Annotated in this window: 31 protein-coding genes; 21 read left to right on the top strand and 10 right to left on the bottom strand. The window is 60.3% G+C overall.

Annotated elements, in window-relative coordinates:
- Positions 1 to 201: 201 nt before the first annotated feature.
- The 7 genes from gshB (at position 202) to KQP88_RS23110 (ending at position 6,335) form a co-directional block, all read left to right on the top strand.
- Complete coding sequence (gene gshB / locus KQP88_RS23080; protein ID WP_216704281.1) at positions 202 to 1,155, top strand: glutathione synthase; 954 nt, start codon at positions 202 to 204, stop codon at positions 1,153 to 1,155.
- 285 nt (positions 1,156 to 1,440) lie between these two features.
- Positions 1,441 to 2,343, top strand: a complete 903-nt coding sequence (locus tag KQP88_RS23085; protein ID WP_200995252.1) for an energy transducer TonB — start codon at positions 1,441 to 1,443, stop codon at positions 2,341 to 2,343.
- A gap of 75 nt (positions 2,344 to 2,418) precedes the next feature.
- Positions 2,419 to 2,988, top strand: coding sequence for a YqgE/AlgH family protein (locus KQP88_RS23090; RefSeq protein WP_095068379.1), 570 nt, complete (start codon positions 2,419 to 2,421; stop codon positions 2,986 to 2,988).
- Positions 2,988 to 3,431: a Holliday junction resolvase RuvX gene (ruvX, locus tag KQP88_RS23095; RefSeq protein WP_025262265.1), complete on the top strand. Its 444-nt coding sequence runs from the start codon at positions 2,988 to 2,990 to the stop codon at positions 3,429 to 3,431. The genes KQP88_RS23090 and ruvX overlap by 1 nt, the downstream gene beginning before the upstream one ends.
- Before the next feature lie 100 nt (positions 3,432 to 3,531).
- A complete protein-coding gene (gene pyrR, locus KQP88_RS23100; RefSeq protein WP_095068380.1) occupies positions 3,532 to 4,050 on the top strand; it encodes a bifunctional pyr operon transcriptional regulator/uracil phosphoribosyltransferase PyrR in 519 nt (172 codons plus the stop codon).
- A 12-nt stretch (positions 4,051 to 4,062) separates the two neighbouring features.
- On the top strand, positions 4,063 to 5,067 hold the full coding sequence (locus KQP88_RS23105) for an aspartate carbamoyltransferase catalytic subunit (protein ID WP_117166432.1): 1,005 nt from the start codon (positions 4,063 to 4,065) through the stop codon (positions 5,065 to 5,067).
- Complete coding sequence (locus KQP88_RS23110) at positions 5,064 to 6,335, top strand: dihydroorotase (protein WP_216704282.1); 1,272 nt, start codon at positions 5,064 to 5,066, stop codon at positions 6,333 to 6,335. Before KQP88_RS23105 ends, KQP88_RS23110 begins: the two co-directional genes overlap by 4 nt.
- A gap of 165 nt (positions 6,336 to 6,500) precedes the next feature.
- Here KQP88_RS23110 and KQP88_RS23115 read toward each other — a convergent pair whose 3' ends face one another.
- A complete protein-coding gene (locus tag KQP88_RS23115) occupies positions 6,501 to 6,905 on the bottom strand; it encodes an NINE protein (protein ID WP_216704283.1) in 405 nt (134 codons plus the stop codon).
- Positions 6,906 to 7,155: 250 nt separating this feature from the next.
- Here KQP88_RS23115 and KQP88_RS23120 point away from each other — a divergent pair, with 250 nt between their 5' ends.
- Positions 7,156 to 7,839 carry a C40 family peptidase gene (locus KQP88_RS23120; protein ID WP_200993707.1) on the top strand — a complete coding sequence of 228 codons (684 nt, stop codon included), beginning with the start codon at positions 7,156 to 7,158 and terminating at the stop codon, positions 7,837 to 7,839.
- A 37-nt stretch (positions 7,840 to 7,876) separates the two neighbouring features.
- On the opposite strand, the gene KQP88_RS23125 is transcribed toward KQP88_RS23120, so the two are convergent.
- The gene (locus tag KQP88_RS23125; protein WP_025262272.1) at positions 7,877 to 8,911 is read right to left on the bottom strand and encodes a type IV pilus twitching motility protein PilT; all 1,035 of its coding nucleotides are present in this window, start codon (positions 8,909 to 8,911) and stop codon (positions 7,877 to 7,879) included.
- A gap of 55 nt (positions 8,912 to 8,966) precedes the next feature.
- Between KQP88_RS23125 and KQP88_RS23130 the strand changes: the two genes are divergently transcribed.
- The 9 genes from KQP88_RS23130 (at position 8,967) to KQP88_RS23170 (ending at position 15,610) form a co-directional block, all read left to right on the top strand.
- Positions 8,967 to 9,653: a YggS family pyridoxal phosphate-dependent enzyme gene (locus KQP88_RS23130; RefSeq protein WP_025262273.1), complete on the top strand. Its 687-nt coding sequence runs from the start codon at positions 8,967 to 8,969 to the stop codon at positions 9,651 to 9,653.
- A gap of 22 nt (positions 9,654 to 9,675) precedes the next feature.
- Positions 9,676 to 10,494 (top strand): pyrroline-5-carboxylate reductase, encoded by an 819-nt coding sequence (proC, locus tag KQP88_RS23135; RefSeq protein ID WP_200978651.1) that lies wholly within the window; start codon positions 9,676 to 9,678, stop codon positions 10,492 to 10,494.
- Positions 10,495 to 10,520: 26 nt separating this feature from the next.
- The gene (locus KQP88_RS23140; protein WP_200993710.1) at positions 10,521 to 11,111 is read left to right on the top strand and encodes a YggT family protein; all 591 of its coding nucleotides are present in this window, start codon (positions 10,521 to 10,523) and stop codon (positions 11,109 to 11,111) included.
- Between the two features lie 133 nt (positions 11,112 to 11,244).
- On the top strand, positions 11,245 to 12,384 hold the full coding sequence (gene metX / locus KQP88_RS23145; protein WP_200993711.1) for a homoserine O-succinyltransferase MetX: 1,140 nt from the start codon (positions 11,245 to 11,247) through the stop codon (positions 12,382 to 12,384).
- Between the two features lie 7 nt (positions 12,385 to 12,391).
- Positions 12,392 to 13,012, top strand: coding sequence for a methionine biosynthesis protein MetW (gene metW / locus KQP88_RS23150; protein ID WP_117166441.1), 621 nt, complete (start codon positions 12,392 to 12,394; stop codon positions 13,010 to 13,012).
- 26 nt (positions 13,013 to 13,038) lie between these two features.
- The gene (locus KQP88_RS23155; protein ID WP_200993712.1) at positions 13,039 to 13,473 is read left to right on the top strand and encodes a DUF4426 domain-containing protein; all 435 of its coding nucleotides are present in this window, start codon (positions 13,039 to 13,041) and stop codon (positions 13,471 to 13,473) included.
- Positions 13,470 to 14,066 (top strand): RdgB/HAM1 family non-canonical purine NTP pyrophosphatase, encoded by a 597-nt coding sequence (gene rdgB, locus KQP88_RS23160; RefSeq protein WP_038400085.1) that lies wholly within the window; start codon positions 13,470 to 13,472, stop codon positions 14,064 to 14,066. The genes KQP88_RS23155 and rdgB overlap by 4 nt, the downstream gene beginning before the upstream one ends.
- Complete coding sequence (hemW, locus tag KQP88_RS23165; RefSeq protein ID WP_253950523.1) at positions 14,063 to 15,277, top strand: radical SAM family heme chaperone HemW; 1,215 nt, start codon at positions 14,063 to 14,065, stop codon at positions 15,275 to 15,277. Before rdgB ends, hemW begins: the two co-directional genes overlap by 4 nt.
- A gap of 9 nt (positions 15,278 to 15,286) precedes the next feature.
- Positions 15,287 to 15,610, top strand: a complete 324-nt coding sequence (locus KQP88_RS23170) for a DUF3392 domain-containing protein (RefSeq protein WP_117166444.1) — start codon at positions 15,287 to 15,289, stop codon at positions 15,608 to 15,610.
- Between the two features lie 65 nt (positions 15,611 to 15,675).
- Here KQP88_RS23170 and trmB read toward each other — a convergent pair whose 3' ends face one another.
- The 4 genes from trmB to KQP88_RS23190 all read right to left on the bottom strand — a co-directional run bounded on the left by trmB (position 15,676) and on the right by KQP88_RS23190 (position 17,945).
- Entirely contained in the window at positions 15,676 to 16,323 is a 648-nt protein-coding gene (trmB, locus tag KQP88_RS23175; protein WP_216706031.1) for a tRNA (guanosine(46)-N7)-methyltransferase TrmB, read from the bottom strand.
- A 97-nt stretch (positions 16,324 to 16,420) separates the two neighbouring features.
- Entirely contained in the window at positions 16,421 to 17,215 is a 795-nt protein-coding gene (locus tag KQP88_RS23180; RefSeq protein ID WP_025262283.1) for a thiazole synthase, read from the bottom strand.
- 46 nt (positions 17,216 to 17,261) lie between these two features.
- Entirely contained in the window at positions 17,262 to 17,462 is a 201-nt protein-coding gene (gene thiS / locus KQP88_RS23185; protein WP_117166447.1) for a sulfur carrier protein ThiS, read from the bottom strand.
- Positions 17,463 to 17,561: 99 nt separating this feature from the next.
- Positions 17,562 to 17,945, bottom strand: a complete 384-nt coding sequence (locus KQP88_RS23190; RefSeq protein ID WP_200993715.1) for a DUF423 domain-containing protein — start codon at positions 17,943 to 17,945, stop codon at positions 17,562 to 17,564.
- Positions 17,946 to 18,026: 81 nt separating this feature from the next.
- Between KQP88_RS23190 and mtgA the strand changes: the two genes are divergently transcribed.
- On the top strand, positions 18,027 to 18,737 hold the full coding sequence (mtgA, locus tag KQP88_RS23195) for a monofunctional biosynthetic peptidoglycan transglycosylase (protein ID WP_200993716.1): 711 nt from the start codon (positions 18,027 to 18,029) through the stop codon (positions 18,735 to 18,737).
- Positions 18,738 to 18,820: 83 nt separating this feature from the next.
- Here mtgA and rpoH read toward each other — a convergent pair whose 3' ends face one another.
- From rpoH to ftsY, 4 genes are all read right to left on the bottom strand, one after another.
- On the bottom strand, positions 18,821 to 19,675 hold the full coding sequence (rpoH, locus tag KQP88_RS23200; RefSeq protein ID WP_198725241.1) for an RNA polymerase sigma factor RpoH: 855 nt from the start codon (positions 19,673 to 19,675) through the stop codon (positions 18,821 to 18,823).
- Positions 19,676 to 19,789: 114 nt separating this feature from the next.
- Entirely contained in the window at positions 19,790 to 20,821 is a 1,032-nt protein-coding gene (ftsX, locus tag KQP88_RS23205; RefSeq protein WP_200993717.1) for a permease-like cell division protein FtsX, read from the bottom strand.
- Positions 20,818 to 21,489: a cell division ATP-binding protein FtsE gene (gene ftsE / locus KQP88_RS23210; protein ID WP_216704284.1), complete on the bottom strand. Its 672-nt coding sequence runs from the start codon at positions 21,487 to 21,489 to the stop codon at positions 20,818 to 20,820. The genes ftsX and ftsE overlap by 4 nt, the downstream gene beginning before the upstream one ends.
- Positions 21,486 to 22,955, bottom strand: a complete 1,470-nt coding sequence (gene ftsY / locus KQP88_RS23215) for a signal recognition particle-docking protein FtsY (protein WP_216704285.1) — start codon at positions 22,953 to 22,955, stop codon at positions 21,486 to 21,488. Before ftsY ends, ftsE begins: the two co-directional genes overlap by 4 nt.
- 257 nt (positions 22,956 to 23,212) lie before the next feature.
- Here ftsY and KQP88_RS23220 point away from each other — a divergent pair, with 257 nt between their 5' ends.
- From KQP88_RS23220 to rsmD, 3 genes are read left to right on the top strand one after another with little or no spacing between them, the layout of a single operon-like run.
- Positions 23,213 to 24,565, top strand: coding sequence for a M16 family metallopeptidase (locus tag KQP88_RS23220; RefSeq protein WP_216704286.1), 1,353 nt, complete (start codon positions 23,213 to 23,215; stop codon positions 24,563 to 24,565).
- Positions 24,562 to 26,055 (top strand): M16 family metallopeptidase, encoded by a 1,494-nt coding sequence (locus KQP88_RS23225; RefSeq protein WP_216704287.1) that lies wholly within the window; start codon positions 24,562 to 24,564, stop codon positions 26,053 to 26,055. Before KQP88_RS23220 ends, KQP88_RS23225 begins: the two co-directional genes overlap by 4 nt.
- Positions 26,055 to 26,639, top strand: coding sequence for a 16S rRNA (guanine(966)-N(2))-methyltransferase RsmD (gene rsmD / locus KQP88_RS23230; RefSeq protein ID WP_216704288.1), 585 nt, complete (start codon positions 26,055 to 26,057; stop codon positions 26,637 to 26,639). Before KQP88_RS23225 ends, rsmD begins: the two co-directional genes overlap by 1 nt.
- The last annotated feature ends 81 nt before the right edge of the window (positions 26,640 to 26,720 follow it).

A 26,720-nucleotide genomic window follows, 5' to 3' on the forward strand; every position in this document is an offset into this window, starting at 1 on the left:
TCTGCGTGTTCTGCGTGGCACTGGCGCCGGATCGTGGCGTTTGGCCGACCCATGGCGCAGAAGAGCGGATGTCGAGCCTTTTTAGCACACTCTCCAGACTCAATCCATAAAGCGCTGCCCCTTGACCCGAAGCAATCGGAGCGCCACCCTGACGCCTATTTCAAGGTCATCATGGCCGTTATCGATCAGAGGATATTACCCATGAGCGTTCGCTTAGGGATTGTCATGGACCCCATTGAGCGCATCTCCTATAAAAAGGACAGCTCGCTGGCCATGCTGCTTGCCGCGCAGGAACGTGGCTGGTCGCTGTTCTACATGGAGCAGAAGGACCTGTACCAGAACGCTGGCCAGGCTCGCGCCCGGATGAAACCGCTGAAGGTCTTCGCCGACCCGGCCCACTGGTTTGAACTGCAGGACGAAATCGACACCGGCCTTGACGATCTGGACGTGATCCTGATGCGCAAGGACCCGCCGTTCGACATGGAATTCGTCTACACCACGTACCTGCTGGAACAGGCCGAGCGTGCAGGCGTGCTGATCGTCAACAAACCACAGAGCCTGCGTGACTGCAACGAAAAGCTGTTCGCCACGCTGTTCCCGCAATGCACCCCGCCAACGCTCGTCAGCCGTCGCCCGGACATCATTCGTGAATTTGCCGCGCAGCACGGCGATGTGATCCTCAAGCCGCTGGACGGCATGGGCGGCGCGTCGATCTTCCGTCATCGCGCAGGCGACCCGAACCTGTCGGTGATTCTGGAAACTCTCACAGCCCACGGCACCCAGCAGATCATGGCCCAGGGTTATCTGCCGGCAATCAAGGACGGCGACAAACGCATCCTGATGGTCGATGGCGAACCCGTCCCTTACTGCCTGGCGCGTATCCCGGCAGCAGGCGAAACCCGTGGCAACCTGGCCGCTGGCGGGCGTGGCGAAGCTCGCCCCCTGACTGAAAAGGATCGCTGGATCGCTGAGCAGATCGGCCCGACCTTGCGCGAAAAAGGCCTGATTTTCGTCGGCCTGGATGTGATTGGTGAGCATCTCACCGAAATCAACGTCACCAGCCCGACCTGCATCCGAGAAATCGACAACGCCTTCGGCACCAACATCGGCAGCTTGCTGATGGACGTGATCGAGAAGAAACTTCAGGCTCGGTGAGCAGGGCTTTCGCGAATGAATTCGCTCCCACCTGGTAATGCCGATCAGTTAAGGAATTTCTATCACTTGTGGGAGGCAGCTTGCTGGCGATAAAGGCCTGAAACTGGCAGATATTCTGCGTTTGTACGCTAAAGTCGCCAGCAAGCTGCCTCCCACAAAGTGATTCATTGACCTTAACTGATCGACATTACTCCCACCTGCTTATGTACAGACTGTGTGGGAGCGACTTTAGTCGCGAAGAGAAATTATGATGAAACGGATTTTGAACGAGACACTGAACCGCCAATGACATCCATGGCCAGAAACGACCTGCCCCTCGAACTCTCGACAGTTGGGGTGCGTCCAGCGGATCGCCTGGGCTTCACCATGATGATCGCCGCGCTTATTCATGCCGCGGTGATTCTTGGCGTGGGCTTCACCTATGTAAAACCTGAACAGATCTCCCAGACGCTGGAAATCACCCTCGCCACGTTCAAAAGCGAGGAAAAACCCAAGCAGGCGGACTTTCTGGCCCAGGACAATCAACAGGGCAGCGGCACCCTGGACAAGGCAGAAACCCTCAAGACCACGGAAATCGCGCCCTATCAGGACACCAAGGTCAACAAGGTGACGCCACCACCGGCCAACAAGCCTGTGGAAAAACAGGAAGCACCGAAAACCGCGGTAGCCACCGTCGCCCCTTCCCCGCAGCACACGACCGCCAAGCGCGAGGAAGTCAAACCCGAGCCGGCCGTCAAGGAAGCGCCCTCCTTCGACAGCTCGCAGTTGAGCAATGAAATCGCCAGCCTGGAAGCCGAACTGTCGGCCGAACAGCAGCTTTATGCCAAGCGACCGAAGATCCATCGCCTCAATGCGGCCTCGACCATGCGCGACAAGGGCGCCTGGTACAAGGATGACTGGCGCAAGAAAGTCGAGCGGGTCGGTAACCTGAATTACCCGGAAGAAGCGCGCCGCCAGCAGATCTACGGCAACCTGCGGCTATTGGTCTCGATCAATCACGATGGCTCGCTCTATGAAGTGCTGGTGCTGGAGTCCTCGGGCCATCCATTGCTGGATCAGGCCGCTCAGCGAATTGTACGTCTGGCAGCGCCATTTTCGCCGTTCACCGGCGATCTGGCCGACATCGATCGGCTGGAAATCATCCGCACCTGGAAGTTTGCACGGGGTGACAAGCTGTCCAGTAACTGACCGTTCCTTCACAAATCGCAAGGCTGCCATAACTGACAGTTGTCAGGTCTGCCCGGCAGCGCCACACTAAGGCTCATGAAAAAACTATCCCCGAGCTATCTCAAGCATCAGTTCCTGATCGCCATGCCTCACATGCACGATCAGAACTTCGCGCAAACCTTGACGTATATCGTCGAGCACAACGCCAATGGTGCAATGGGTCTGGTGATAAACCGCCCGCAGAGCCTGAGCCTGGCCGATGTGCTCGAACAGTTGCGACCGGAGCTGCCCGCTCCCGTGCGCTGCCAGCACATCCCCATTCATTCCGGTGGCCCGGTACAGACCGACCGCGGGTTCGTGCTGCACCCAAGCGGCCAGATATTTCAGGCAACGGTCGAGCTGGGCGGCATTTCGTTGTCCACGTCACAGGACGTGCTGTTTTCCATCGCCGACGGCTACGGCCCTGATCAAAATGTGATCGCCCTGGGCTACGCCGGCTGGGACGCGGGTCAACTGGATGCCGAAATGGCCGCCAATGCCTGGCTGACCTGCCCTTTCGACCCGGCCATCCTGTTCGAGGTCGACAGCGAACTGCGGCTCGACGCTGCGGCAGCGCGCCTGGGGATCAATCTGAATCTGCTCTCTACCCAGGCAGGTCACGCCTGATGGCTGCATTGCGCCTGCTCCTGGGTTTCGATTACGGCACCAAACAGATCGGCATTGCGGTCGGCCAGGCCATTACCGGTCAGGCCCGCGAGCTGTGCACGCTCAAGGCCCAGAACGGCGTCCCGGACTGGGACAAGGTTCAGGCGCTGATTACCGAGTGGAAACCCGATGCCATCGTGGTCGGCCTGCCGCTGAACATGGACGGTACGCCCAGTGAAATGAGCGCCCGGGCCGAAAAGTTCTCGCGCAAGCTCAATGGCCGCTTCAACATTCCGGTCTACACCCACGATGAACGCCTGACCACCTTTGAAGCCAAGGGCGAACGCATGGCCCGTGGCGGTCAGCGTGGTAGCAGCTATCGCGACAATCCCGTGGATGCCATCGCCGCCGCGCTTTTGCTGCAAGGCTGGCTGGATGCCCATCCCGAGTTGTTGAATGCGTGACTTTTCGGGCCAGAACAGCTTCGAGATACCCGGATTTCAAGTTTCCGCCTGAGCAGCCTGCCCGATGGGCAGTGCCCGGCCCTTTGATCAAGGAGCAATCATGAGCTTGCCCAACCCCAGCGATCTGATTCGTCAGATGGCTACCGACCTGAGCGCTCACCTGAGCAAGCGCGGCATCAACGACCCTCGTTTCATCGGCATCCGCACCGGCGGTGTATGGGTCGCACAGGCGCTGCTCAAGGCCCTGGAAAACGACACGCCCCTCGGCACACTGGATGTGTCCTTCTATCGCGACGACTTCAGCCAGAACGGCCTTCATCCTCAGGTTCGCCCCTCAGAGCTGCCTTTCGAGATCGAAGGCCAGCACCTGGTCCTGATCGATGACGTGCTCATGAGCGGGCGCACCATTCGTGCAGCCCTCAACGAACTGTTCGATTACGGACGCCCGGCCAGTGTCACGCTGGTCTGCCTGCTGGATCTGGACGCCGGTGAACTGCCGATTCGCCCCAACGTGGTGGGCGCATCGCTGTCCCTGGCCCCCGACGAGCGCGTCAAGCTGACCGGCCCCGAGCCGCTGGCGCTCGAGCTTCAAGACCTTTCCACCGCTTCAGCCCTTTAAGAGTCCCTTGCGATGACGCCTCTCGACGCCAAGCGCCCGCTGCAACTCAACCATCAGGGTCAGCTGCGCCATTTTCTGTCTCTGGACGGCTTGCCCCGCGAGCTGCTCACCGAAATCCTCGACACGGCTGACTCCTTCCTTGAAGTCGGCGCCCGTGCGGTGAAGAAAGTCCCGCTGTTGCGTGGCAAGACCGTCTGCAACGTGTTCTTCGAGAACTCGACCCGCACGCGGACCACCTTCGAACTCGCCGCCCAGCGGCTGTCGGCGGACGTCATCACCCTCAACGTGTCGACGTCCTCCACCAGCAAGGGCGAGACGCTGTTCGACACCCTGCGCAATCTGGAAGCCATGGCTGCCGACATGTTTGTCGTCCGCCATGCCGACTCCGGCGCAGCCCACTTCATTGCCGAGCACGTGTGCCCGGAAGTGGCGATCATCAACGGCGGCGACGGCCGTCACGCGCACCCGACCCAGGGCATGCTCGACATGCTGACGATCCGTCGCCACAAAGGCAGTTTCGAGAACCTGTCGGTGGCCATCGTCGGCGATATCCTGCACTCGCGAGTGGCGCGCTCCAACATGCTGGCCCTCAAGGCGCTGGGTTGCCCGGACATCCGTGTCATCGGGCCGAAAACCCTGTTGCCCATCGGCATCGAACAGTACGGGGTCAAGGTTTACACGGACCTGACCGAAGGCCTGAAGGATGTGGACGTGGTCATCATGCTGCGCCTGCAACGCGAACGCATGACCGGCGGCCTGCTGCCCAGCGAAGGCGAGTTCTACCGCCTGTTTGGCCTGACCACTGCACGTCTGGCGGGCGCCAAGCCGGATGCCATCGTCATGCACCCAGGCCCGATCAACCGAGGCGTGGAAATCGAATCGGCCGTGGCCGACGGCGCGCACTCCGTCATTCTCAATCAGGTGACCTACGGGATCGCCGTGCGCATGGCCGTACTGTCCATGGCCATGAGCGGACAAACCGCACAACGACAATTCGAGCAGGAGAACGCCCTGTGAAGCTCAGCATTCTCGGCGCTCGCGTCATCGACCCGGTCAGCGGGCTGGATAAAATCACGGATCTGCACCTTGAAGCGGGCAAGATCCTCGCCATCGGCGCTGCTCCGTCAGGCTTCGAGGCGACACAGACCATCGACGCCAACGGTCTGGTGGCCGCACCCGGCCTCGTGGACCTCAATGTCTCCCTGCGCGAGCCGGGTTACAGCCGCAAAGGCACCATCGCCAGCGAAACCCGTGCGGCAACGGCAGGCGGCGTGACCAGCCTGTGCTGCCCACCGCGCACCAAACCGGTCCTCGACACCTCGGCAGTGGCCGAACTGATCCTGGACCGCGCTCGCGAAGCCGGTTACAGCAAGGTTTTCCCTGTCGGCGCCTTGAGCAAAGGATTGGAAGGCGAACAACTGGCCGAACTCATCGCTCTGCGCGATGCCGGCTGCGTGGCATTCGGCAATGGCCTGAGCAGCTTCAGCAATACCCGTACCCTCTGCCGGGCGCTGGAATATGCGGCGACCTTCGACCTGACGGTGATTTTCAACTCTCAGGATCGCGACCTGGCTGAAGGCGGCCTGGCCCATGAGGGCCCGACTGCCAGCTTCCTGGGTCTGGCAGGCATTCCGGAAACAGCGGAAACCGTGGCGCTGGCCCGGGACCTGCTGCTGGTGGAACAAAGCGGTGTTCGTGCGCACTTCAGCCAGTTGACCAGCGCCCGCGGCGCAGCCCTGATCGCCCAGGCGCAAGCCCGCGGCCTGCCGGTGACCGCCGATGTGGCCTTGTATCAGTTGATACTGACCGATGAAGCCTTGATCGACTTCTCCAGCCTGTATCACGTCCAGCCGCCACTGCGCACCCGCGCTGACCGCGACGGTCTGCGTGAAGCCGTGAAATCCGGTGTGATCCAGGCCATCTCCAGCCATCACCAGCCTCACGAGCGTGACGCCAAGCTGGCACCTTTCGGTGCGACAGAGCCGGGCATCAGCAGCGTCGAGCTGTTGCTGCCGCTGGCGATGACGCTGGTTGAAGATGGCCTGCTCGACCTGCCCACCCTGATCGCCCGCCTGAGCTCCGGCCCTGCAACCGCCTTGCGCCTGCCAGCCGGGCAATTGAGCGCGGGTTCGGCGGCTGATCTGGTGCTGTTCGATCCGGCAGCTTCGACGGTTGCCGGCGAGAAATGGCTGTCCAAAGGCGACAACTGCCCGTTCCTGGGCCATTGCCTGCCCGGAGCGGTGCGTTACACGCTGGTGGATGGACGGATCAGTTACAGCGCGTAGCTCCTACCGGGTAATGCCGATCATTTAAGGTCAATAAATTACTTTGTGGGAGGCAGCTTGCTGGCGACTTCAGCGTACGACGCGGAATATCTGCCGGTTGCAGGTTTTTTCGCCAGCAAGCTGCCTCCCACACGTTTTGTTTGTGTTAACTGATCGGTATTACCCTCAACCGCGCTGCGCGTTCTTGATGGATATCTGGTTATTCATCGTCCAGAAATCATAAAGCACGCCCAGCAGGAACAGCCCGCCTGTCAGCAGGTAGATAAACCCGGTAATCCACTTGCCCTGATACATGCGGTGAACACCGAAAATGCCCAGGAAGGTCAGCAACAGCCACGCCACGTTGTAGTCGGTCGAGCCCTGATTGAAGCGCAGGTCGGCTTCGCGATCCATGGACGGGATCAGAAACAGGTCGATCAGCCAGCCAATCCCCAACAAGCCGAAGGTGAAGAACCAGATAGTCCCGGTCACCGGCTTGCCATAGTAAAAACGATGCGCCCCCAGAAAGCCGACAATCCACAGCAGATACCCCAAAAGCTTGCTGTGCGTATCCGGTCGATAGCTGTTCATTTCTTACCTCTTTGAGCTGATAGAAAAAAATATGTGTGAATTTTGTGACTTCCACGAGGCGTTCCGACGTATGGCAGTACGTCGCTAGTGGATGAGCCAACCCCTTGTCAGCAAAGGGATTGAGCCGGGAACCGAAAGAGTTTGTCGCACAAAACGTAACGATGCGAGTGTGATCGGGTCGACAAATGGGGTCAGGTTTGATCGAAAAGCTGTTATAAAGTTGCGCGCTGACCACTATGAGCCTTGCAAAATGCGTCCCTTTTTCAAGACATGGCTAACCATTTGCCTTTTTATGCCTCTGGCCGCCCACGCCACCAACCGTGAGCAACAGCTTCCTGCGAGCTTCACCGGCTATACCGCCAAGAGCCACTTTTCTCCAGTCATCACACCTCGCACTATCCCGCTGGAAGCCTCTATCCCTCTCAAGTTTCAAAGTGCCACCGACACTCAGATACCGGCACCAGGAAAGAATTCAGCCAAGCACGTCAAAGCCACCAAGGCCGTATCGACCGCCAATGCCAAACAAGGCAATGCTGTCGTGAAGCGCGCCTTGCAAGCGGTCGGCACCCCTTATCGCTGGGGCGGCAACACGCCGGGCAAAGGTCTGGATTGCAGCGGGCTGGTGAAATACGCCTTCAACGACGTGCAGGAAGTCGATCTGCCGCGCACCTCCAATGCCATGGCTGAAGGTCATGGCCAGAAGGTCGATCGCAAGGATCTGAAGCCGGGCGACCTGCTGTTCTTCAATATCAAGAGCCGCAAGATCAACCATGTGGCCATCTACCTGGGCAATGATCGCTTCGTACATGCACCCCGTCGTGGCAAGGCAGTGACTGTCGATACGCTGAAAAAGCCGTACTGGAACAGCCACTACAAGATCGCCAAGCGCGTTCTGCCCAAGCAGGCAGCGCCCATCCATCTCGCCCAGCGATAACGCATGAAGGCCTGTCTCATCACAGACAGGCCCTCAATCAGAAGTTATCAGGCACCTTGGCCCGCTCCCGCGCACTCTCGCGGGTAATCAGCCCTTTCTTCACCAGATCTGCCAGACACATATCCAGCGTCTGCATGCCCACCGACCCGCCCGTCTGGATGGCCGAGTACATCTGCGGCACCTTGTCTTCACGGATCAGGTTACGAATCGCGGGCGTGCCCATCATGATTTCGTGAGCTGCCACACGCCCACCCCCCACTTTCTTGAGCAGCGACTGCGAAACCACGGCATGCAGTGACTCGGAAAGCATGGAGCGGATCATGGATTTCTCCTCCGCCGGAAACACGTCGACCACACGGTCGATGGTCTTGGCCGCCGAGGTGGTGTGTAAGGTGCCAAAGACCAGGTGGCCGGTTTCAGCAGCCGTCAGCGCCAGGCGAATGGTTTCCAGGTCGCGCAGCTCACCCACCAGAATCACGTCAGGGTCTTCACGCAGGGCCGAGCGCAAGGCCTCGGAAAAGCCCAGCGTATCGCGATGCACTTCACGCTGGTTGACCAGGCACTTCTTGGATTCGTGAACGAATTCGATAGGGTCTTCGATGGTCAGGATATGGTGATGCTTGTTGCAGTTCAGGTAATCGATCATCGCCGCCAGCGTGGTCGACTTGCCCGAACCGGTCGGCCCGGTCACCAGAATCAGGCCGCGAGGCACGTCGGTAATCTTGCGAAACACTTCCCCCATGCCCAGGTCTTCCATGCTCAGGATCTTGGAGGGAATGGTCCGGAATACCGCGCCTGCGCCACGGTTCTGATTGAAGGCGTTGACCCGGAAACGGGCGACACCCGGCACCTCAAAGGAAAAGTCGGTTTCCAGGGACTCCTCGAACGCCTGACGCTGCTTGTCGTTCATGATGTCGTAGATCAGCGCCTTGACCTCCTTGGCATCCAGCGGCGGCAGGTTGATCCGCCGCACATCGCCGTCCACACGGATCATCGGCGGCAGGCCCGCAGAGAGGTGCAAGTCCGACGCGCCCTGTTTGGCACTGAAAGCCAGCAGCTCGGTAATATCCATACAGCTCCTCAATCACATAGAATGCCGCAGACTTTAGCCCTGCTGGCGCAAATCAATGTCCACGATAGCAGCGAACATTTCAACGCTCGAAGAACGAATTCGCGCAGCGGCACACGCCGCGCAACGCAACCCGTCCGCAATCGGCCTGTTGGCCGTCAGCAAGACCAAGCCGTCAGGCGACCTGCGCGAAGCCTTTGCCGCCGGCCTGCGCGATTTTGGCGAAAACTATTTGCAGGAAGCCCTGGGCAAACAGCAGGAATTGACCGACCTGCCCTTGTGTTGGCATTTCATCGGCCCCATTCAGTCGAACAAGACGCGCGCTATCGCCGAGAACTTCGCCTGGGTACATTCCGTGGACCGCCTGAAAATCGCTCAACGCCTGTCCGAGCAACGCCCCGAGCACCTTGAGCCGCTCAATATCTGCATTCAGGTCAATGTCAGCGGCGAGGCGAGCAAGTCTGGCTGTACGCCTCAGGACCTGCCAGCCCTGGCCGCAGCCATAAACGAACTGCCCCGCCTGAAGCTGCGCGGGCTGATGGCGATTCCCGAACCCACAGATGACAGCGCCGAACAGAACGCTGCCTTTGCTGCGGTCCGTACACTGCAAGAACAACTGAACCTGCCACTGGACACACTTTCCATGGGTATGAGCCACGACCTGGAAGCCGCCATTGCCCAAGGCGCGACCTGGGTGCGGATCGGCACTGCCCTTTTTGGCGCCCGTGACTACGGCCAGCCATAACCCACATACAAGGATCTCTTTCATGAGCAAGACTCGTATCGCCTTTGTCGGCGCCGGAAACATGGCAGCCAGCCTGATCGGCGGCTTGCGCGCCCAGGGCGTGGAAGCCGCACTGATCCGCGCCAGTGATCCGGGTGCCGAAACCCGCGAGCGCATCGCAACCGAGCACGGCATCACCGTGGTCGCCGACAACGCAGAAGCCATCGAAGGCGCGGATGTGGTGCTGCTGGCTGTAAAACCGCAAATGATGAAAGCCGTCTGCGAAGCCCTGCGCCCAAGCCTCAAGCCTCAACAACTGATAGTCTCCATTGCCGCAGGCATCACTTGCGCCAGCATGACTCAGTGGCTGGGCGAGTCGCCTATCGTACGCTGCATGCCCAACACGCCGGCTTTGCTGCGCCAGGGCGTCAGCGGCCTGTACGCCACCGACAAGGTCAGCGCCGCACAACGCGAGCAGGCCGAGCAGTTGCTGTCGGCGGTGGGCATCGCGGTCTGGCTGGACGAAGAGAAACAACTGGATGCCGTGACCGCTGTCTCCGGTAGCGGCCCGGCGTATTTCTTCCTGATGATCGAGGCAATGACAGCGGCGGGCGTAAAACTGGGCCTGCCCGAAGACGTTGCCAAAAAGCTCACCCTGCAAACCGCTCTGGGAGCCGCGTTGATGGCAACCGGCAGTGATGTGGATGCCGCCGAATTGCGTCGCCGCGTGACCTCACCTGCCGGCACCACGGAGGCCGCCATCAAGGCGTTCCAGGCAGGCGGTTTTGAAGCACTGGTAGAAACGGCCCTCAGCGCCGCTGATAATCGTTCGGCAGAATTGGCCGAATTACTGGGTAAATAATTTTCCAGGCTTTCCGGAGCAGATCGATGATTGGATTGAACACCGCTGCAATTTACGTCCTGCAAACCATTGGCAGTCTCTATCTGCTGATCATCCTCTTGCGCTTCGTGCTGCAACTGGTGCGGGCGAACTTCTACAACCCGCTGAGCCAGTTCACCGTCAAAGCCACACAGCCATTGCTCAAGCCTCTGCGCCGGATCATCCCGAGCCTGTTCGGCCTGGACATGTCTTCTCTGGTGCTCGCGATCATCGTGCAACTGATCCTCATGGCCCTGACCCTGCTGCTGAGCTACGGCACCACCGGTGACCCGCTGCACCTGCTGATCTGGGCAATCATTGGCGTGACGGCGCTGTTCCTGAAGATATTCTTCTTTGCCCTGATCATCAGCGTGATCCTGTCCTGGGTCGCACCGGGCAGCCACAACCCGGGTGCCGAACTGGTCAACCAGATCTGCGAGCCTGCACTGGCACCGTTCCGCAAGTTCCTGCCCAACCTGGGCGGCCTGGACCTGTCGCCGATCTTCGCCTTCCTGGCCCTCAAGCTGCTGGACATGCTGGTCATCAACAACCTGGCTGCCATGAGCATGATGCCGCAGGTTCTGCGCATGCTGATCTGATGGTTGTTCGCGAATGAATTCGCTCCCACGAGATTGTGTGTGGGAGCGGATTCATCCGCGAAAAGCTTTCCTCTGTTGCCGCTCCCCCCCGCGATCTTTAGACTTACGCCTCATTCAAGCGAGAGCAGGGTCGATGCCCACGGTCTTTCCCCACGATTCTGTCGGTCTGGTCACACCGCAACTGGCACATTTCAGCGAACCCCTGGCACTGGCCTGTGGACGTTCGCTGCCAGCCTATGACCTCATCTATGAAACCTACGGCCAGCTCAATGCTGCGCGCAGCAACGCCGTACTGATCTGTCACGCACTGTCCGGTCATCATCATGCTGCGGGTTTCCACAGCACTGAAGACCGCAAGCCGGGCTGGTGGGACAGTTGCATCGGCCCCGGCAAGCCGATCGATACCAACAAGTTCTTCGTGGTCAGCCTGAACAACCTCGGCGGCTGCAACGGCTCGACCGGCCCCAGCAGCATCGACCCGGAAACCGGCAAGCCCTTCGGCGCCAACTTCCCTGTCGTGACCGTGGAAGACTGGGTCAACAGCCAGGCACGTCTGGCGGACCGGCTGGGTATCGAGCAGTGGGCAGCCATTGTCGGCGGCAGCCTGGGCGGCATGCAGGCGCTGCAATGGACCATCAGCTACCCGGACCGTGTGCGCCATTGCCTGGCAATCGCATCGGCACCCAAGCTGTCGGCACAGAACATCGCGTTCAACGAAGTGGCGCGTCAGGCGATCCTCACCGACCCTGAATTCCATGGCGGCTCCTTCCAGGAAATCGGCGTGATCCCCAAGCGCGGCCTGATGCTGGCGCGCATGGTCGGGCACATCACTTACCTGTCGGATGACTCCATGGGCGAGAAATTCGGCCGTGGCCTCAAGAGTGAAAAGCTCAACTACGACTTCCATAGCGTGGAATTCCAGGTCGAAAGCTACCTGCGCTATCAGGGCGAAGAGTTTTCCGGGCGCTTCGATGCCAACACTTACCTGTTGATGACCAAGGCGCTGGACTACTTCGACCCGGCCGCGAACTTCAATGACAATCTGGCGCAGACCTTCGCCAGTGCCAAGGCGAAGTTCTGCGTGATGTCTTTCACCACCGACTGGCGTTTCTCGCCTGCCCGCTCGCGGGAACTGGTGGACGCCTTGATGGCGGCCCGCAAGGACGTCTGCTACCTGGAAATCGACGCGCCTCAAGGGCACGACGCCTTCCTGATCCCGATCCCGCGCTACCTGCAGGCTTTCGGTAACTACATGAACCGAATTTCGTTGTGAGGACGCCATGAGAGCCGATCTTGAGATCATCCAGGAATGGATCCCCGCTGGCAGCCGCGTACTCGACCTGGGTTGCGGCGATGGCGAACTGCTGACCTGGTTGCGCGACAACAAGCAGGTCACCGGCTACGGCCTGGAAAACGACCCGGACAACATTGCCGAGTGCGTGGCCAAGGGCATCAACGTGATCGAGCAGGACCTGGACAAGGGCCTGGGCAACTTTGCCAGCAACAGCTTCGACATCGTGGTCATGACCCAGGCCCTGCAGGCCGTGCACTACCCGGACCGCATCCTCGACGAGATGCTGCGTGTGGGTCGCCAGTGCATCATTACCTTCCCGAACTTCGGCCACTGGCGCTGCCGCTGGTATCTGGCGAGCAAGGGCCGCATGCCGGTATCCGAGTTCCTGCCGTACACCTGGTACAACACGCCGAACATTCACTTCTGCACCTTTGAAGACTTTGAAGAGCTGTGCCGCGAGCGCGAGGCACGGGTGATCGACAGGCTTGCCGTCGATCAACAGCACCGTCATGGGTGGGCCAGCAAGCTATGGCCTAATCTGTTGGGTGAAATCGGCATTTACCGGGTCAGCAGCCCCGGCCTGCCGGAACATCAGGTCGCTGTCTGATTCACAGCTTCTGGAGGAGAACGAACATGAGTCGCCTGGCCATTTTCCTGCTGACTGCCTGTCTGGGCCTGCCTGCGCTGGCAGCCGATGCCATCAAGGGCGAGCGACAGGAAAGGTTTGGTGACATAACCGTTCACTACTCCACCTTCAACTCGACCTTCCTGCAGCCGGAAATCGCCAAAGGCGTCGAGCTGATCCGCAGCAAGAACCAGGGCGTGATCAATATTTCCGTGATCAAGGATGGCAAGCCACAAGCGGCACAGGTCAGCGGTACGGTCAAAGACCTGACCAGCGCCTCGATCCCCTTGAGCTTCAAGCAGATCACCGAACCCGGCGCGGTCTACTACATCGCGCAATACCCTGTACCGCAGCAGGAAAACCGGACCTTCGACATTCACGTCAAGACTGGCAGCGATACCCATCGCTTCAGTTTCAATCAAGAGCTTTTCCCGGGCCAATGATGAACCTCACGCAACTTGTATTGGCCAGCCACAACGGCGGCAAACTCAAAGAACTCCAGGCCATGCTGGGCGACAGCGTGCAATTGCGCTCCGTGGGCGAGTTCAGCCATGTCGAGCCGGAAGAAACCGGCCTGTCCTTCGTCGAGAATGCGATTCTCAAGGCCCGCAATGCCTCGCGCCTTTCCGGTCTGCCGGCACTGGCCGACGACTCGGGGCTGGCGGTGGACTTTCTCGGTGGTGCGCCGGGTATCTATTCAGCCCGCTATGCCGACGGCAAGGGTGACGCAGCCAATAACGCCAAGCTGCTGGACGTCTTGAAAGACGTGCCAGACGAGCAACGCGGCGCGCAATTCGTCTGCGTGCTGGCGCTGGTTCGCCATGCCGACGATCCGTTGCCGATCCTCTGCGAAGGCCTGTGGCACGGGCGCATCCTGCATGCGGCCAGCGGCGAACACGGCTTCGGTTACGACCCTCTGTTCTGGGTGCCCGAGCGCAACTGCTCCAGTGCCGAGCTGAGCCCGACCGAGAAAAACCAGCTCAGCCATCGCGCTCGCGCCATGGCCATACTGCGTCAACGCCTGGGCCTGCAATGATTCACGATCCACCTGCGCAGCCTCTGTTTCTGGGTGAGGCGGGTTTCTCGTCCGAAAGTCCGAGGACGGCCCTGGCGCAACTGCCACCACTGTCGCTGTATATCCATATCCCGTGGTGCGTGCGCAAATGCCCGTACTGCGACTTCAACTCCCACACCGCAAGCCCCGTGCTGCCGGAGCAGGAATACGTCGATGCGCTGCTGGCGGACCTGGATCAGGACCTGCCGCATGTTCATGGCCGGGAGCTGCGCTCGATCTTCTTTGGTGGCGGCACACCCAGCCTGTTCAGCGCTGAAGCCCTGGGCCGACTGCTGGCCGGTGTCGAGCAGCGCATCCGCTTTGCCAGCGACATCGAAATCACCCTGGAAGCCAACCCCGGCACCTTCGAGCAGGTCAAATTCAGCGCCTATCGCGGGCTGGGCATCAACCGGCTGTCCATCGGCATCCAAAGTTTCCAGGAAGCCAAGCTCAAGGCGCTGGGGCGGATTCACAACGGTGACGAAGCCATTCGCGCCGCCGACATGGCGCGCATGGCCGGCTTCGACAATTTCAACCTTGACCTGATGCACGGCCTGCCGGACCAGTCCCAGGACGAGGCCCTGAACGACCTGCGCCAGGCCATCGCCCTGGCACCGACGCATCTGTCCTGGTATCAGCTGACGCTGGAGCCCAACACGGTCTTCTGGAACCAGCCGCCCGTTTTGCCCGAAGACGACATCCTCTGGGATATTCAGGAAACCGGCCAGCAACTGCTGGCAGACAGCGGTTATACGCAATACGAAGTCTCGGCCTACGCACAGCCCGACAAGGCTGCGCGGCACAACCTCAATTACTGGAGTTTCGGCGACTTCATCGGTATCGGTGCGGGCGCCCACGGCAAGCTCAGCCATCCGGACGGTCGGATTGTCCGCACCTGGAAAACGCGCCTGCCCAAGGATTACCTCAATCCGGAAAAGCCGTTCCAGGCCGGTTCCAAGCTGCTGAGCGTCGAAGAATTGCCCTTTGAATTCCTGATGAATGCGCTGCGTCTCACAAATGGTGTGGACGCTGCATTATTTCGCGAAAGAACAGGTCTAAACGTCGATTCACTGGCCAGCGCCCGCCAGCAAGCCGAACGACGCGGTCTGCTGCAGGCCGACCCGACCCGTCTGGTTGCGACCCCGCAAGGCCAGCTATTCCTCAATGACTTGCTGCAATACTTTCTGATCTAAGGACCCTGCATGGATCTCATACTCGATCTGCTCGCCACCGTCTCGCGCTGGAGTCGCAGCAATCTTTCAGACATTGCACTGGCGCTGGTGGGCTGTCTGCTGGTGCTGTTCGGCTCGGACTTCAAGGTGTGGATCGAACAGCGCATCAGCAGCATGACAGGTGCATTGCGCATCCCGCTTCTGGCCCTGCTGTGCACGATCGGCAGTGGTCTGGCACTGATCTATGCCACGCCGTGGGTGGTGCGTGGCCTGAGCCAGTTCAACAACTACAGCCTGGCGCCGGTTCTGTTGGTGGTGCTGGTGTTGATTGGTGTGATTGCGGATCGTAAATAGTTTTCTTCTGTTCGCGAATGAATTCGCTCCCACACTGTAGGAGCGGATTTATCCGCGAACCGGTTTTAAGCCAGCTTCTCGAACTTCAGATCCCAGACACCATGTCCCAACCGCTCGCCACGGCGCTCGAACTTGGTGATCGGGCGTTCGGCAGGGCGCGGCACATACTGGTTGTCTTCAGCCTGATTGCGATAGCCAGGCGCTGCACTCATCACTTCCAGCATGTATTCGGCGTAAGGCCCCCAATCGGTGGCCATGTGGAACACGCCGCCGACCTTGAGCTTGCTGCGCACCAGTGCTGCGAACTCAGGCTGCACGATGCGGCGCTTGTGGTGACGACTCTTGTGCCACGGATCAGGGAAGAACAGCATCAGACGGTCAAGGCTGTTATCGGCGACGCAGCGGTTCAGCACTTCAATCGCGTCACAATCGTAGACCCGAATGTTGGTCAGGCCTTGAGTCAGCGCGCCATTGAGCAACGCGCCCACACCCGGCGAATGCACTTCGACACCGATGAAATCGTGCTCTGGCGCAGCCGCCGCCATTTCCAGCAGCGAGTGGCCCATGCCGAAGCCGATTTCCAGAGTACGCGGCGCCGAGCGACCGAACACCTGGTCGAAATCAACCGGCGCGTCAGTCAGCTGCAAACCGAACTTCGGCAGACCTTGATCCAGACCGCGCTGCTGGCCTTCGGTCATGCGACCGGCGCGCATCACAAAGCTCTTGATGCGGCGGTGATGGCGCTCTTCGCCTTCTTCGGTAGCAGGCGACTCTGGGTGTGGAACGTGCGAATCAGTCATCAACGGGCTCTTACTTGATCAGGCCATCCAGCGGCGAAGATGCGCTGGCATAGAGTTTTCTTGGCATACGCCCGGCGAGGTACGCCAGACGACCGGCAATTACAGCGTGCTTCATGGCCTCGGCCATCATGACCGGCTGCTGGGCATGGGCAATGGCCGAGTTCATCAGCACGGCTTCGCAACCCAGCTCCATGGCGATGGTTGCGTCGGAAGCAGTACCGACACCGGCATCCACCAGCACGGGCACTTTGGTTTCTTCCAGGATGATCTGCAGGTTGTACGGGTTGCAGATTCCCAGGCCGCTACCGATCAGGCCGGCCAGCGGCATAATGGCGATACAGCCGATCTCCGCCAGTTGACGGGCGATGATCGGGTCGTCGCTGGTGTAGACCATCACGTCGAAACCGTCCTTGACCAGCACTTCGGCAGCCTTGAGGGTTTCGATCACGTTGGGGAACAGGGTTTTCTGGTCGGCCAGCACTTCCAGCTTCACCAGATTGCGCCCGTCGAGCAGTTCGCGGGCCAGACGGCAGGTACGCACCGCTTCCACAGCATCGAAGCAGCCCGCCGTATTGGGCAGAATGGTGTAGCGGTCCGGCGGCAGGACGTCCAGCAGGTTCGGCTCGCCCGGGTTCTGGCCCAGGTTCGTGCGCCGCACGGCGACCGTGACGATTTCAGCACCCGAGGCTTCGATGGCCAGGCGGGTCTGTTCCATATCCGCGTACTTGCCGGTGCCTACCAGCAGACGCGACTCAAAGGTCCGACCGGCCAGGATGAATGGCTTGTCGCTGCGAACATTGCTCATCGGAAATCCTCTTAACTAGCACAAGGGGGTCATTGCTGTACCGGGGCTAGCCGCCGCCGATGGCATGGACCACTTCGACCTGATCGCCTTCGCGCAGGACTGTGGATTCATGCTGGCTGCGGGGCACGATATCCAGGTTCAGCTCGACGGCCACCCGGCGTCCGGCAAGATCCAGACGAGCCAACAACGCCGCGACGGTTTCACCATCGGGCAATTCAAAGGATTCACCGTTCAACTGAATGTGCATGCGCGATAGCAGCCATCATTTTAGGGGCCAGCATTCTAGCCCGATCAGCCGGTATGACCAAGGCAAAGCCGAGCCATTCGTCTCAAGCGCGACTGGTGCTCACTGGGATATGCCACCCAGACGCCAGGCCGCAACGCCCAGCGTCAGCCAGCCGATCAGGAAAGCCAGGCCGCCGAATGGCGTCACGATCCCCAGCTTGCCGATGCCGCTGAGGGTCAGCGCGTACAAGCTGCCGGAAAACAGCACGATGCCAATGGCAAAGGAAAAACCGGCCCAGGTGACCAGCCGACCGGGAATCTGGGCCGCGAGCACAGCCACGCCCAGCAAGGCCAGCGCATGCACCAGTTGGTAAAGCACGCCGGTGTGAAAAATCGCCAGGTACTCGGGGCTCAGGCGACCTTTGAGGCCGTGGGCAGCGAATGCGCCGAGGGCTACACCGGTAAAACCGAAAAAGGCAGCAAGCATCAAGAAGCTACGAAGCATCAAGGATCTCCAGTCAAAAATCGTCCAATGGCGCACGGTCTGTATAATGGCCCGCTCAACGGGTTCGGCCAAGCCATCTCTATGCTGCGTTTTCTCTTGCATCGTGTCGCCAAAATCCTGCTGTGGTTCGCAGCGGGCAGTTTCGTTCTGGTTCTTGTCCTGCGCTGGGTGCCACCACCGGGTACGGCGCTGATGATCGAGCGCAAGATTGAATCATGGGTCGATGGCGAGCCCATTGATCTGCAGCGCTCCTGGCAGCCGTGGAACAAGATTTCCGACAACCTGAAAATCGCGGTCATTGCCGGTGAAGACCAGAAGTTCGCCGAGCACTGGGGTTTTGATATCAGCGCCATTCAGGCGGCGATCCTGCACAACGAGCGCGGTGGTTCGATACGCGGGGCCAGCACCCTGAGCCAGCAGGTTTCGAAAAACCTGTTTCTGTGGTCGGGACGCAGTTATCTGCGCAAAGGGCTGGAAGCCTGGTTCACGGCCCTGATCGAGCTGCTGTGGTCCAAGGAACGCATTCTTGAGGTGTACCTCAACAGCGTCGAATGGGATGAAGGCGTATTCGGCGCACAGGCTGCGGCGCAGCATCACTTCGGCATCAACGCCAGCGCCCTGTCGATGCAACAGGCCAGCTACCTGGCCGCCGTACTGCCCAACCCGCGCCAATGGAGCGCCAGCCATCCCAGCAGCTATGTTTCACGCCGTGCAGGCTGGATTCGTCAGCAGATGCGTCAGTTGGGTGGGGATGGGTATCTGGCGGAGTTGAACAATAGCCGGAAGCTGTAATTGATTGCTTTTGACCGTGGGAGCGAATTCATTCGCGAAACATAGATACAAAAACGCCCTGAATTATCAGGGCGTTTTGCGTATTACGCAGCTATCGAGGTCTTGAGCTTGTTCATCGCGCTCTTCTCGAGCTGGCGAATACGCTCGGCGGAGACGTTGTACTTCTGCGCCAGGTCGTGCAGCGTGGCTTTTTCTTCTGCCAGCCAGCGCTGGTAGAGGATGTCACGACTGCGCTCGTCCAGTACGTCCAGAGCCTGATGCAGATTGGCCGTGGAGTTGTCGCTCCAGTCGGAATCTTCCAACTGACGCGCAGGATCGTAGCGATGGTCTTCCAGGTAGTTGGCCGGCGACTGGAATGCGCTGTCATCATCGGCTTCGGAGGCCGGATCGAAGGCCATATCCTGACCGGTCAGGCGGCTTTCCATCTCGCGCACTTCACGAGGCTCGACGCCAAGGCTTTCGGCCACGCGATGCACTTCATCGTTGTTCAGCCAGGCCAGACGCTTCTTCTGGCTGCGCAGATTGAAGAACAGCTTGCGCTGCGCCTTGGTCGTGGCGACCTTGACGATACGCCAGTTGCGCAGGATGAACTCGTGGATTTCCGCCTTGATCCAGTGCACGGCAAACGACACCAGACGCACGCCCATCTCGGGGTTGAAGCGTTTGACGGCCTTCATCAGGCCAACGTTGCCTTCCTGGATCAGGTCGGACTGTGCCAGACCGTAACCCGAATAGCTGCGTGCGATGTGTACGACGAAACGCAGGTGAGCGAGGACCATCTGACGAGCCGCATCCAGATCCTGGTCATAGTAGAGACTCTCAGCCAGTTCACGCTCCTGCTCAGGCGTCAGCAAGGGAATGCTGTTCACCGTGTGCACATAGGCCTCCAGGTTCGCACCCGGGACTAATGCATATGCAGGTTGCAAAGAAGTGGTCATACCGAAAAAACCTCCAACTCATGACTCGTGCAGTTCAGCACTGCGAAAGTTGACCGGGGAACCGCTAGACAAGTTCCCTCTGCTGAATAGTCAATGGGTTAAACAAAATTCACTTTAACGTGGCGCCAGCTCTCGCAAATGGCGGGCGACCGCAATCCAAGCACCGATATACCCTAACAGGACCGCACCAAGCAAGAGCGACAGACCGTCGGCCAGGGGAACACCCGCCAGCGCGAAGTCGCTTCCATACAGGCCGGCCAATCCAACGACCGAATCATTCAACCAGTCCAGGCCAAACGCCAGTACTCCCCAGGACAGGAAACCCGCCCCGAAACCGTACAACGCGCCCATATAAAGGAAAGGCCTGCGCACATAGCTGTCTGTACCGCCTACCAGTTTAATGACTTCAATCTCGGTACGGCGGTTCTCGATATGCAGACGGATGGTATTACCGATAACCAGCAGCAAAGCGGAAACCAGCAAAACCGTCAAGCCGAAAACGAAACGATCGCCCAGCTTGAGAATCGCCGCAAGACGCTCCACCCAGACCAGATCGAGCTGAGCCTGTTCCACCTTGGGCAATTCGGCCAGTCGGGCGCGCAGGGCTTCAAGTGCAGGCTTGTCGACTTCAGTCGGCGTGACCAGCACCACACCCGGCAACGGGTTCTGTGGCAATTCCTTGAGCGCCTCGCCCAGCCCGGACTGCTGCTGGAACTCGCCCAGAGCCTGCTCGCTGCTGATGTACTCGGCTTCGGCAACGCCGGGCATGGCCTTGATTTCGTCACGCAAACGGGCGCCATCGGCCGCATTGGCGTTCAGGTGCATGTAGATAGAGATCTGCGCCGCACGCTGCCAGGAACCGCCCAGGCGCTCGACATTGTTCAGCAGCAATGACAGGCCCATAGGCAGGCTCAGGGCAATCGCCATCACCAGACAGGTAAAGAAACTGCCGATCGGCTGCTTGCCAAGACGGCGCAGGCTGTCGAGCAGGCTGGAGCGATGGCTTTCCAGCCAGGCCGCCAGCAGGGTGTTGAAGTCCGGACCGTCATCATCGTGATCCTGGCGCTTCTTCTGTTTCTGGGGTGCTGGATCTGCGGCCTTGGGCGCGACGCGATCCGAAACCTTGGGGCTGCGAGTGGCACTCATGCTCCGGCCTCCCCGTCACCGATCAGACGACCGCGCTGCAGGGTCAGCATGCGATGGCGCATACGTGCGATCAGTGCCAGGTCGTGACTGGCGATCAATACACTGGTGCCCAGCCGGTTGATATCTTCAAACACGCCCATGATTTCCGCGGCCAATCGTGGGTCGAGGTTACCGGTGGGCTCATCGGCCAGCAGCAAGGCCGGGCGATGCACGATGGCACGGGCAATACCGACGCGCTGTTGCTGACCTGTGGACAGGTCGCCGGGATACAGATCGCCCTTGTCGGACAAGGCCACGCGCTCCAGCGCCGAATCCACACGCTTGGCGATATCGACCTTGGAAAGCCCCAGAATCTGCAAAGGGAGTGCGATGTTGTTGAAAACGGTGCGGTCGAACAGCAACTGGTGATTCTGGAACACCACACCGATCTGGCGCCGCAGGAACGGGATCTGGGCGTTGCTGATCTGCCCGAGATCCTGACCGGCCAACATCAATTTGCCAGTTGTCGGGCGCTCCATGGCCAGCAACAGGCGCAGCAAGGTGCTTTTACCGGCGCCGGAATGGCCGGTAACGAACAGGAACTCACCGCGACGTACTCGAAAGCTCAGTTCATGCAATCCGACATGTCCATTCGGATAACGCTTACCGACCTGCTCGAAACGAATCATGTACGCTCCCGCTCCGCAAACAGAGCCTGAACAAAGGGTTCGGCTTCGAAGGTACGCAAATCGTCGATACCCTCACCCACGCCGATATAACGGATCGGCAGGCCGAACTGCTTGGCCAGGGCAAAGATCACACCGCCTTTTGCCGTGCCATCGAGTTTAGTGAGTGCCAGGCCGGTCAGGGAGACCGTCTGGTTGAATTGCTTGGCCTGATTGATCGCGTTCTGACCGGTGCCGGCGTCCAGGACGAGCAAAACCTCGTGAGGCGCTTCGGTATCCAGCTTGCCGATCACCCGACGAACCTTTTTCAGTTCTTCCATCAGGTTGTCCTTGGTGTGCAGACGACCTGCCGTATCAGCGATCAGCACATCGATGCCACGGGCCTTGGCGGCCTGCACGGCATCAAAGATCACCGAGGCCGAATCGGCGCCGGTGTGCTGGGCGATGACCGGTATCTGGTTGCGCTCGCCCCAGACCTGCAATTGCTCCACCGCTGCGGCACGGAAGGTATCCCCCGCCGCCAGCATGACTTTCTTGCCTTCGAGCTGCAGCTTCTTGGCCAGCTTGCCGATGGTCGTGGTCTTGCCGGCGCCATTGACGCCCACCACCAGAATCACGAACGGCTTGTGCTCGGCCTTGATGACAAGAGGCTGTTCGACAGGCTTGAGCATCGTCGCCAACTCGCCTTGCAGCGAGGTGTACAGCGCCTGAGCGTCGGTCAATTGCTTGCGCGCAACCTTCTGGGTCAGGCTCTGGATAATCACGGAGGTGGCTTCGACACCCACGTCGGCGGTCAGCAGACGGGTTTCGATTTCTTCCAGCAGATCATCGTCGATGACCTTTTTGCCCAGGAACAGGCTGGCCATGCCTTCGCCAATGCTGGCGCTGGTTTTCGACAGCCCCTGTTTGAGACGGGCGAAGAAGCCCGCCTTGGGGACCTCGGCCACTACGGGCTCGACGGGAGCTGGAACTGGCGCGGCTTCGGCAACAGGCTCGGCGACCGGTGCGGCAACAGGAACAACCGGCTGCTCCACCACAGGAGCGGCAACCGGCGTGACCACTGCAACGGGCTCAGGCTCAGGCACAACGGCTGGCGCAGCTTCCGGCAGCGGAGCAGGCTCGGGAGCCACATGCACCGGCTGCGCAATCGGCGGCGTGACATGAACGTCACGCTCATCGGTGAAGGCCACGGGCTCTTCAGCCACCGGCAAGGTCAGCCAGGGCTGCGGAGCCGGCTCACCCGGCTGCACATGCCCATGAGGCTCTGGCGTGGCGGCTTCGTGTGAAGGTTCAGGGGCGCGAGGCGGCTCGACAGGCGGCGTCGCTTCGGTAACCGGCTCGGGCTGGGCTGTGGATAACTCTGGCGCAGGTTCTACGGCTTCCTGCGGCTTTTTACGCAGCCATCCGAACAGGCCTTTCTTTTCTCCAGCCGCGGCTGGGGTCTTCTTGTCGTCGTTGGAACCAAACATGGAGGACGGCTATCTCAAGGTAGCGAAACGCCATGAGGCGCTTCGGAAAATTCTGACATGTTACCAAGACTGCTTTTAGGACTGCTTGTTCATTAGGCCGTCGTTAAATAGGCCTGGTGTTTAAGTGCGATTTGAACAGGTTTCACTCGCACTTGGCTAATGAAGGCTGTTTCTGTCGCAAACGGATCAGTATCCTAACACCCCCGCGCCCGCCGACGCTAAGTTCAAGCGGGCAGTCCTACAGGTTCAAATTACGAATGAATGCTCTAGCCCGCCGCGCCGCTGGCCTGCTGCTCAGCACGATTTGTCTGCCCCTGACAGCATTGGCCGCCGATCCACAGCCTACTCATGAGTTCACCCTGGACAATGGCCTGAAAGTCATCGTCCGCGAAGACCATCGCGCACCGGTGGTCGTTTCCCAGATCTGGTACAAGGTCGGCTCCAGCTACGAGACGCCGGGCCAGACCGGTCTGTCCCATGCGCTTGAGCACATGATGTTCAAAGGCAGCAGCAAGACAGGCCCCGGCGAATCCTCATTGATCCTGCGGGATCTGGGCGCCGAAGAGAACGCCTTCACCAGCGACGACTACACCGCCTACTATCAGGTGCTGGCCCGCGACCGCCTGAGCGTGGCCCTGGAGCTGGAAGCCGATCGCATGGCGACCCTGAAGCTGCCCGCCGACGAGTTCAGCCGCGAAATCGAAGTCATCAAGGAAGAGCGCCGCCTGCGCACCGATGACAAGCCCATGAGCAAGGTGTTCGAGCGCTTCAAGGCCATGGCCTACCCGGCCAGCGGCTATCACACGCCGACCATCGGCTGGATGAAAGACCTGGACCGCATGCAGATCGAGGACCTGCGTCACTGGTACCAATCCTGGTACACCCCGAACAACGCCACGCTGGTGGTGGTTGGCGATGTAAAGCCTGACGAAGTCAAAGCCCTGGCCGAGCGCTTTTTCGGCTCGATCCCGCGCCGCGATGTGCCGCCAGCGAAAAAACCGCTGGAACTGGCAGAGCCAGGCGAGCGCCGCATCAGCATGCACGTCAAGACTCAGCAGCCGAGCCTGATTTTCGGTTTCAACGTGCCGAGCCTGAGCACCGCTGAAGACCAGCGCTCGATCAATGCCCTGCGCCTGATCTCGGCCCTGCTCGACGGCGGCTACAGCGCCCGCATCCCGACCCGTCTGGAGCGTGGCGAAGAGCTGGTATCCAACGCCTCGTCCATGTACAACGCCTTCGTGCGCGGCGACAGCCTGTTCATGATCAGCGCAACCCCCAACGTGCAGAAGAAAAAGACCCTGGCCGATGTCGAGGCCGGCATCTGGCGCCTGCTCAATGACCTGAAAACCAAGGCACCGTCGGCCGAAGAGCTGGAGCGCGTGCGGGCCCAGGTGATTGCCGGCGTAGTCTACGAGCGCGACTCGATCACCAGCCAGGCCACCACCATCGGCCAGCTGGAAACCGTCGGCCTTTCCTGGAAGCTGATCGACGAAGAGCTGACTGACCTGCAAAGCGTGACCCCTGAAGACATTCAGAAAGCCGCCAACACCTATTTCACCCGTGAACGCCTCAGCGTTGCACACGCTCTGCCTGAGGAGAAAGCCAAATGATCAAGCGCAATACTCCCCGCCACGTCCTGCTGGGCCTGGCCCTGAGCGTTTCGCTCGGCGCATTCGTTGCCCAGCCGGTTCTGGCAGACAACGCAGCAGGCAGCGATACCACACCAGCCCCTGCACAACTGGGCAGCCAGCTGCAGACCCTCAAGGAGCTGGACGGCAAAGCCCCGGCCCGTCGCACGCTGAACATCCAGACCTGGAACACCGCCGAAGGCGCCAAGGTGCTGTTCGTCGAGTCCCGCGAACTGCCGATGTTCGACCTGCGCCTGATCTTCGCCGCTGGCAGCAGCCAGGACAAAGCCTCGCCCGGTATCGCGCTGCTGACCAACGCCATGCTCAATGAAGGCGTCAAGGGCAAGGACGTCAGCGCCATCGCCCAGGGCTTCGAAGGCCTGGGCGCCGATTTTGGCAACGGCTCCTACCGCGACATGGCCGTGGCTTCGCTGCGCAGCCTCAGCGCCACCGACAAACGCGAACCGGCCTTGAAGCTGTTCGGCGAAGTCGTGGGCAAACCCACCTTCCCTGCCGATTCGCTGGCTCGCATCAAGAACCAGTTGCTCTCCAGCTTCGAACAGAAGAAGCAGAACCCGGGCGCCATTGCCGGTCAGGAACTGTTCAAGAAGCTGTACGGCGATCACCCTTACGCCCACCCAAGCGACGGCGATGCCAAAAGCATCAACGCCATCACCCTCGCCCAGCTCAAGGCCTTTCACGCCAAGAGCTATGCGGCTGGCAATGCGGTCATCGCACTGGTCGGCGACCTGTCACGGGACGAAGCGCAAGCCATCGCCGCGCAGGTCTCGGCGTCGCTACCAAAAGGCCCGGCACTGCCGAAGATCGCCAAGGCTGTCGAACCCAAACCCGGCAGCACGCATATCGAGTTCCCGTCCAACCAGACTCACCTGATGCTGGCGCAGATCGGTATCGATCGTAACGACCCTGACTATGCGGCACTGAGCATCGGCAACTCGATCCTGGGCGGTGGCGGTTTCGGCAGTCGCTTGATGACTGAAGTCCGCGAAAAGCGTGGCCTGACCTACGGCGTGTCGTCCGGGTTCTCCCCGATGCAGGCGCTGGGGCCTTTCACGATCGGCCTGCAAACCCGCGCAGACATGAGCGAGAACACCCTGAAACTGGTCCAGGACATCGTGCGTGACTTCCTCGCCAACGGTCCGACCCAGAAAGAACTCGACGACGTCAAACGCGAGCTGACCGGCAGCTTCCCGCTGACCGCTGCCAACAACGCCGCGATTGTCGGCCAGTTGGGCTCCATCGGTTTCTATGATCTGCCGCTGACCTTTCTCGAGGACTACATGACTCAGGCCCAGAGCGTGACGGTCGAGCAGGTCAAGACCGCCATGAACAAACACCTGAGCGCCGACAAGATGGTGATCGTCACGGTTGGCCCGACAGTGCCGCAAAAGCCGCTGCCGCCGCCTACCGACAAACCCGTTCAACGACCTACAGGGGTTCCGGAGCACTAATGGCCAATCCACGTCCGAAGACCCATAACGGCCTGGGTCAACTTCGCATCATCGGAGGAGAATGGGGCAGCCGCCGCCTGACCTTCCCCGACGCACCCGGCTTGCGCCCGACACCCGATCGCGTGCGCGAAACACTGTTCAACTGGCTGTCGCCCTATATTGCGGGTGCCAAGGTGCTGGATGTCTTCACCGGCAGCGGCGCTTTGTACTTCGAAGCCCTGTCGCGTGGCGCCAGCATGGGCCTGGCGCTGGACAGCAACGCTGCCGCCATCGCCAGCCTGCGCCAGAACCTGAACCTGCTGAACTGCACGACAGGCCAGATCGCCCAGACCGACGCCCTGCGGTATCTGGAAACGGCTGTGGCAACGCCGTTCGACGTCGTCTTCCTCGACCCGCCTTTCCACCAGGGCCTGCTGGCCTCGGCCTGCGCCCTGCTTGAATCCCGTGGCTGGCTGGCAGAAAACGCCTGGATCTACACCGAAAGCGAAAACGCACCCTCCACCACCGGCCTGCCGGGTAACTGGAGACTGCACCGCGAGAAAAAGGCCGGGCAGGTTCACTATGCGTTGTGGGAGAGGGGGTAGGCCCCCCTCAGCGGCAAGCTGCAAGCTTTAAGCTGCACTATCACTTGTGGGAGGGGCCTTGGCCGCGACGACCTGCTTACA

It is taken from the genome of Pseudomonas lijiangensis (genome assembly GCF_018968705.1).
Classification (GTDB): Bacteria; Pseudomonadota; Gammaproteobacteria; order Pseudomonadales; family Pseudomonadaceae; genus Aquipseudomonas; species Aquipseudomonas lijiangensis.

Bases quoted from the DNA above. Each gene is read 5' to 3' on its own strand.
- ftsX (WP_200993717.1), bottom strand. From the start codon at position 20,821: ATGAGTGCCACTCGCAGCCCCAAGGTTTCGGATCGCGTCGCGCCCAAG.
- metW (WP_117166441.1), top strand. From the start codon at position 12,392: ATGAGAGCCGATCTTGAGATCATCCAGGAATGGATCCCCGCTGGCAGC.
- KQP88_RS23090 (WP_095068379.1), top strand. From the start codon at position 2,419: ATGAAAAAACTATCCCCGAGCTATCTCAAGCATCAGTTCCTGATCGCC.
- proC (WP_200978651.1), top strand. From the start codon at position 9,676: ATGAGCAAGACTCGTATCGCCTTTGTCGGCGCCGGAAACATGGCAGCC.
- KQP88_RS23155 (WP_200993712.1), top strand. From the start codon at position 13,039: ATGAGTCGCCTGGCCATTTTCCTGCTGACTGCCTGTCTGGGCCTGCCT.
- KQP88_RS23085 (WP_200995252.1), top strand. From the start codon at position 1,441: ATGACATCCATGGCCAGAAACGACCTGCCCCTCGAACTCTCGACAGTT.
- gshB (WP_216704281.1), top strand. From the start codon at position 202: ATGAGCGTTCGCTTAGGGATTGTCATGGACCCCATTGAGCGCATCTCC.
- KQP88_RS23115 (WP_216704283.1), bottom strand. From the start codon at position 6,905: ATGAACAGCTATCGACCGGATACGCACAGCAAGCTTTTGGGGTATCTG.
- KQP88_RS23125 (WP_025262272.1), bottom strand. From the start codon at position 8,911: ATGGATATTACCGAGCTGCTGGCTTTCAGTGCCAAACAGGGCGCGTCG.
- metX (WP_200993711.1), top strand. From the start codon at position 11,245: ATGCCCACGGTCTTTCCCCACGATTCTGTCGGTCTGGTCACACCGCAA.
- KQP88_RS23220 (WP_216704286.1), top strand. From the start codon at position 23,213: ATGAATGCTCTAGCCCGCCGCGCCGCTGGCCTGCTGCTCAGCACGATT.
- hemW (WP_253950523.1), top strand. From the start codon at position 14,063: ATGATTCACGATCCACCTGCGCAGCCTCTGTTTCTGGGTGAGGCGGGT.
- ftsY (WP_216704285.1), bottom strand. From the start codon at position 22,955: ATGTTTGGTTCCAACGACGACAAGAAGACCCCAGCCGCGGCTGGAGAA.
- ftsE (WP_216704284.1), bottom strand. From the start codon at position 21,489: ATGATTCGTTTCGAGCAGGTCGGTAAGCGTTATCCGAATGGACATGTC.
- rpoH (WP_198725241.1), bottom strand. From the start codon at position 19,675: ATGACCACTTCTTTGCAACCTGCATATGCATTAGTCCCGGGTGCGAAC.
- trmB (WP_216706031.1), bottom strand. From the start codon at position 16,323: ATGCGCGCCGGTCGCATGACCGAAGGCCAGCAGCGCGGTCTGGATCAA.
- ruvX (WP_025262265.1), top strand. From the start codon at position 2,988: ATGGCTGCATTGCGCCTGCTCCTGGGTTTCGATTACGGCACCAAACAG.
- mtgA (WP_200993716.1), top strand. From the start codon at position 18,027: ATGCTGCGTTTTCTCTTGCATCGTGTCGCCAAAATCCTGCTGTGGTTC.
- thiS (WP_117166447.1), bottom strand. From the start codon at position 17,462: ATGCACATTCAGTTGAACGGTGAATCCTTTGAATTGCCCGATGGTGAA.
- KQP88_RS23190 (WP_200993715.1), bottom strand. From the start codon at position 17,945: ATGCTTCGTAGCTTCTTGATGCTTGCTGCCTTTTTCGGTTTTACCGGT.
- KQP88_RS23170 (WP_117166444.1), top strand. From the start codon at position 15,287: ATGGATCTCATACTCGATCTGCTCGCCACCGTCTCGCGCTGGAGTCGC.
- pyrR (WP_095068380.1), top strand. From the start codon at position 3,532: ATGAGCTTGCCCAACCCCAGCGATCTGATTCGTCAGATGGCTACCGAC.
- KQP88_RS23140 (WP_200993710.1), top strand. From the start codon at position 10,521: ATGATTGGATTGAACACCGCTGCAATTTACGTCCTGCAAACCATTGGC.
- rsmD (WP_216704288.1), top strand. From the start codon at position 26,055: ATGGCCAATCCACGTCCGAAGACCCATAACGGCCTGGGTCAACTTCGC.
- KQP88_RS23105 (WP_117166432.1), top strand. From the start codon at position 4,063: ATGACGCCTCTCGACGCCAAGCGCCCGCTGCAACTCAACCATCAGGGT.
- rdgB (WP_038400085.1), top strand. From the start codon at position 13,470: ATGATGAACCTCACGCAACTTGTATTGGCCAGCCACAACGGCGGCAAA.
- KQP88_RS23120 (WP_200993707.1), top strand. From the start codon at position 7,156: ATGCGTCCCTTTTTCAAGACATGGCTAACCATTTGCCTTTTTATGCCT.
- KQP88_RS23225 (WP_216704287.1), top strand. From the start codon at position 24,562: ATGATCAAGCGCAATACTCCCCGCCACGTCCTGCTGGGCCTGGCCCTG.
- KQP88_RS23130 (WP_025262273.1), top strand. From the start codon at position 8,967: ATGTCCACGATAGCAGCGAACATTTCAACGCTCGAAGAACGAATTCGC.
- KQP88_RS23180 (WP_025262283.1), bottom strand. From the start codon at position 17,215: ATGAGCAATGTTCGCAGCGACAAGCCATTCATCCTGGCCGGTCGGACC.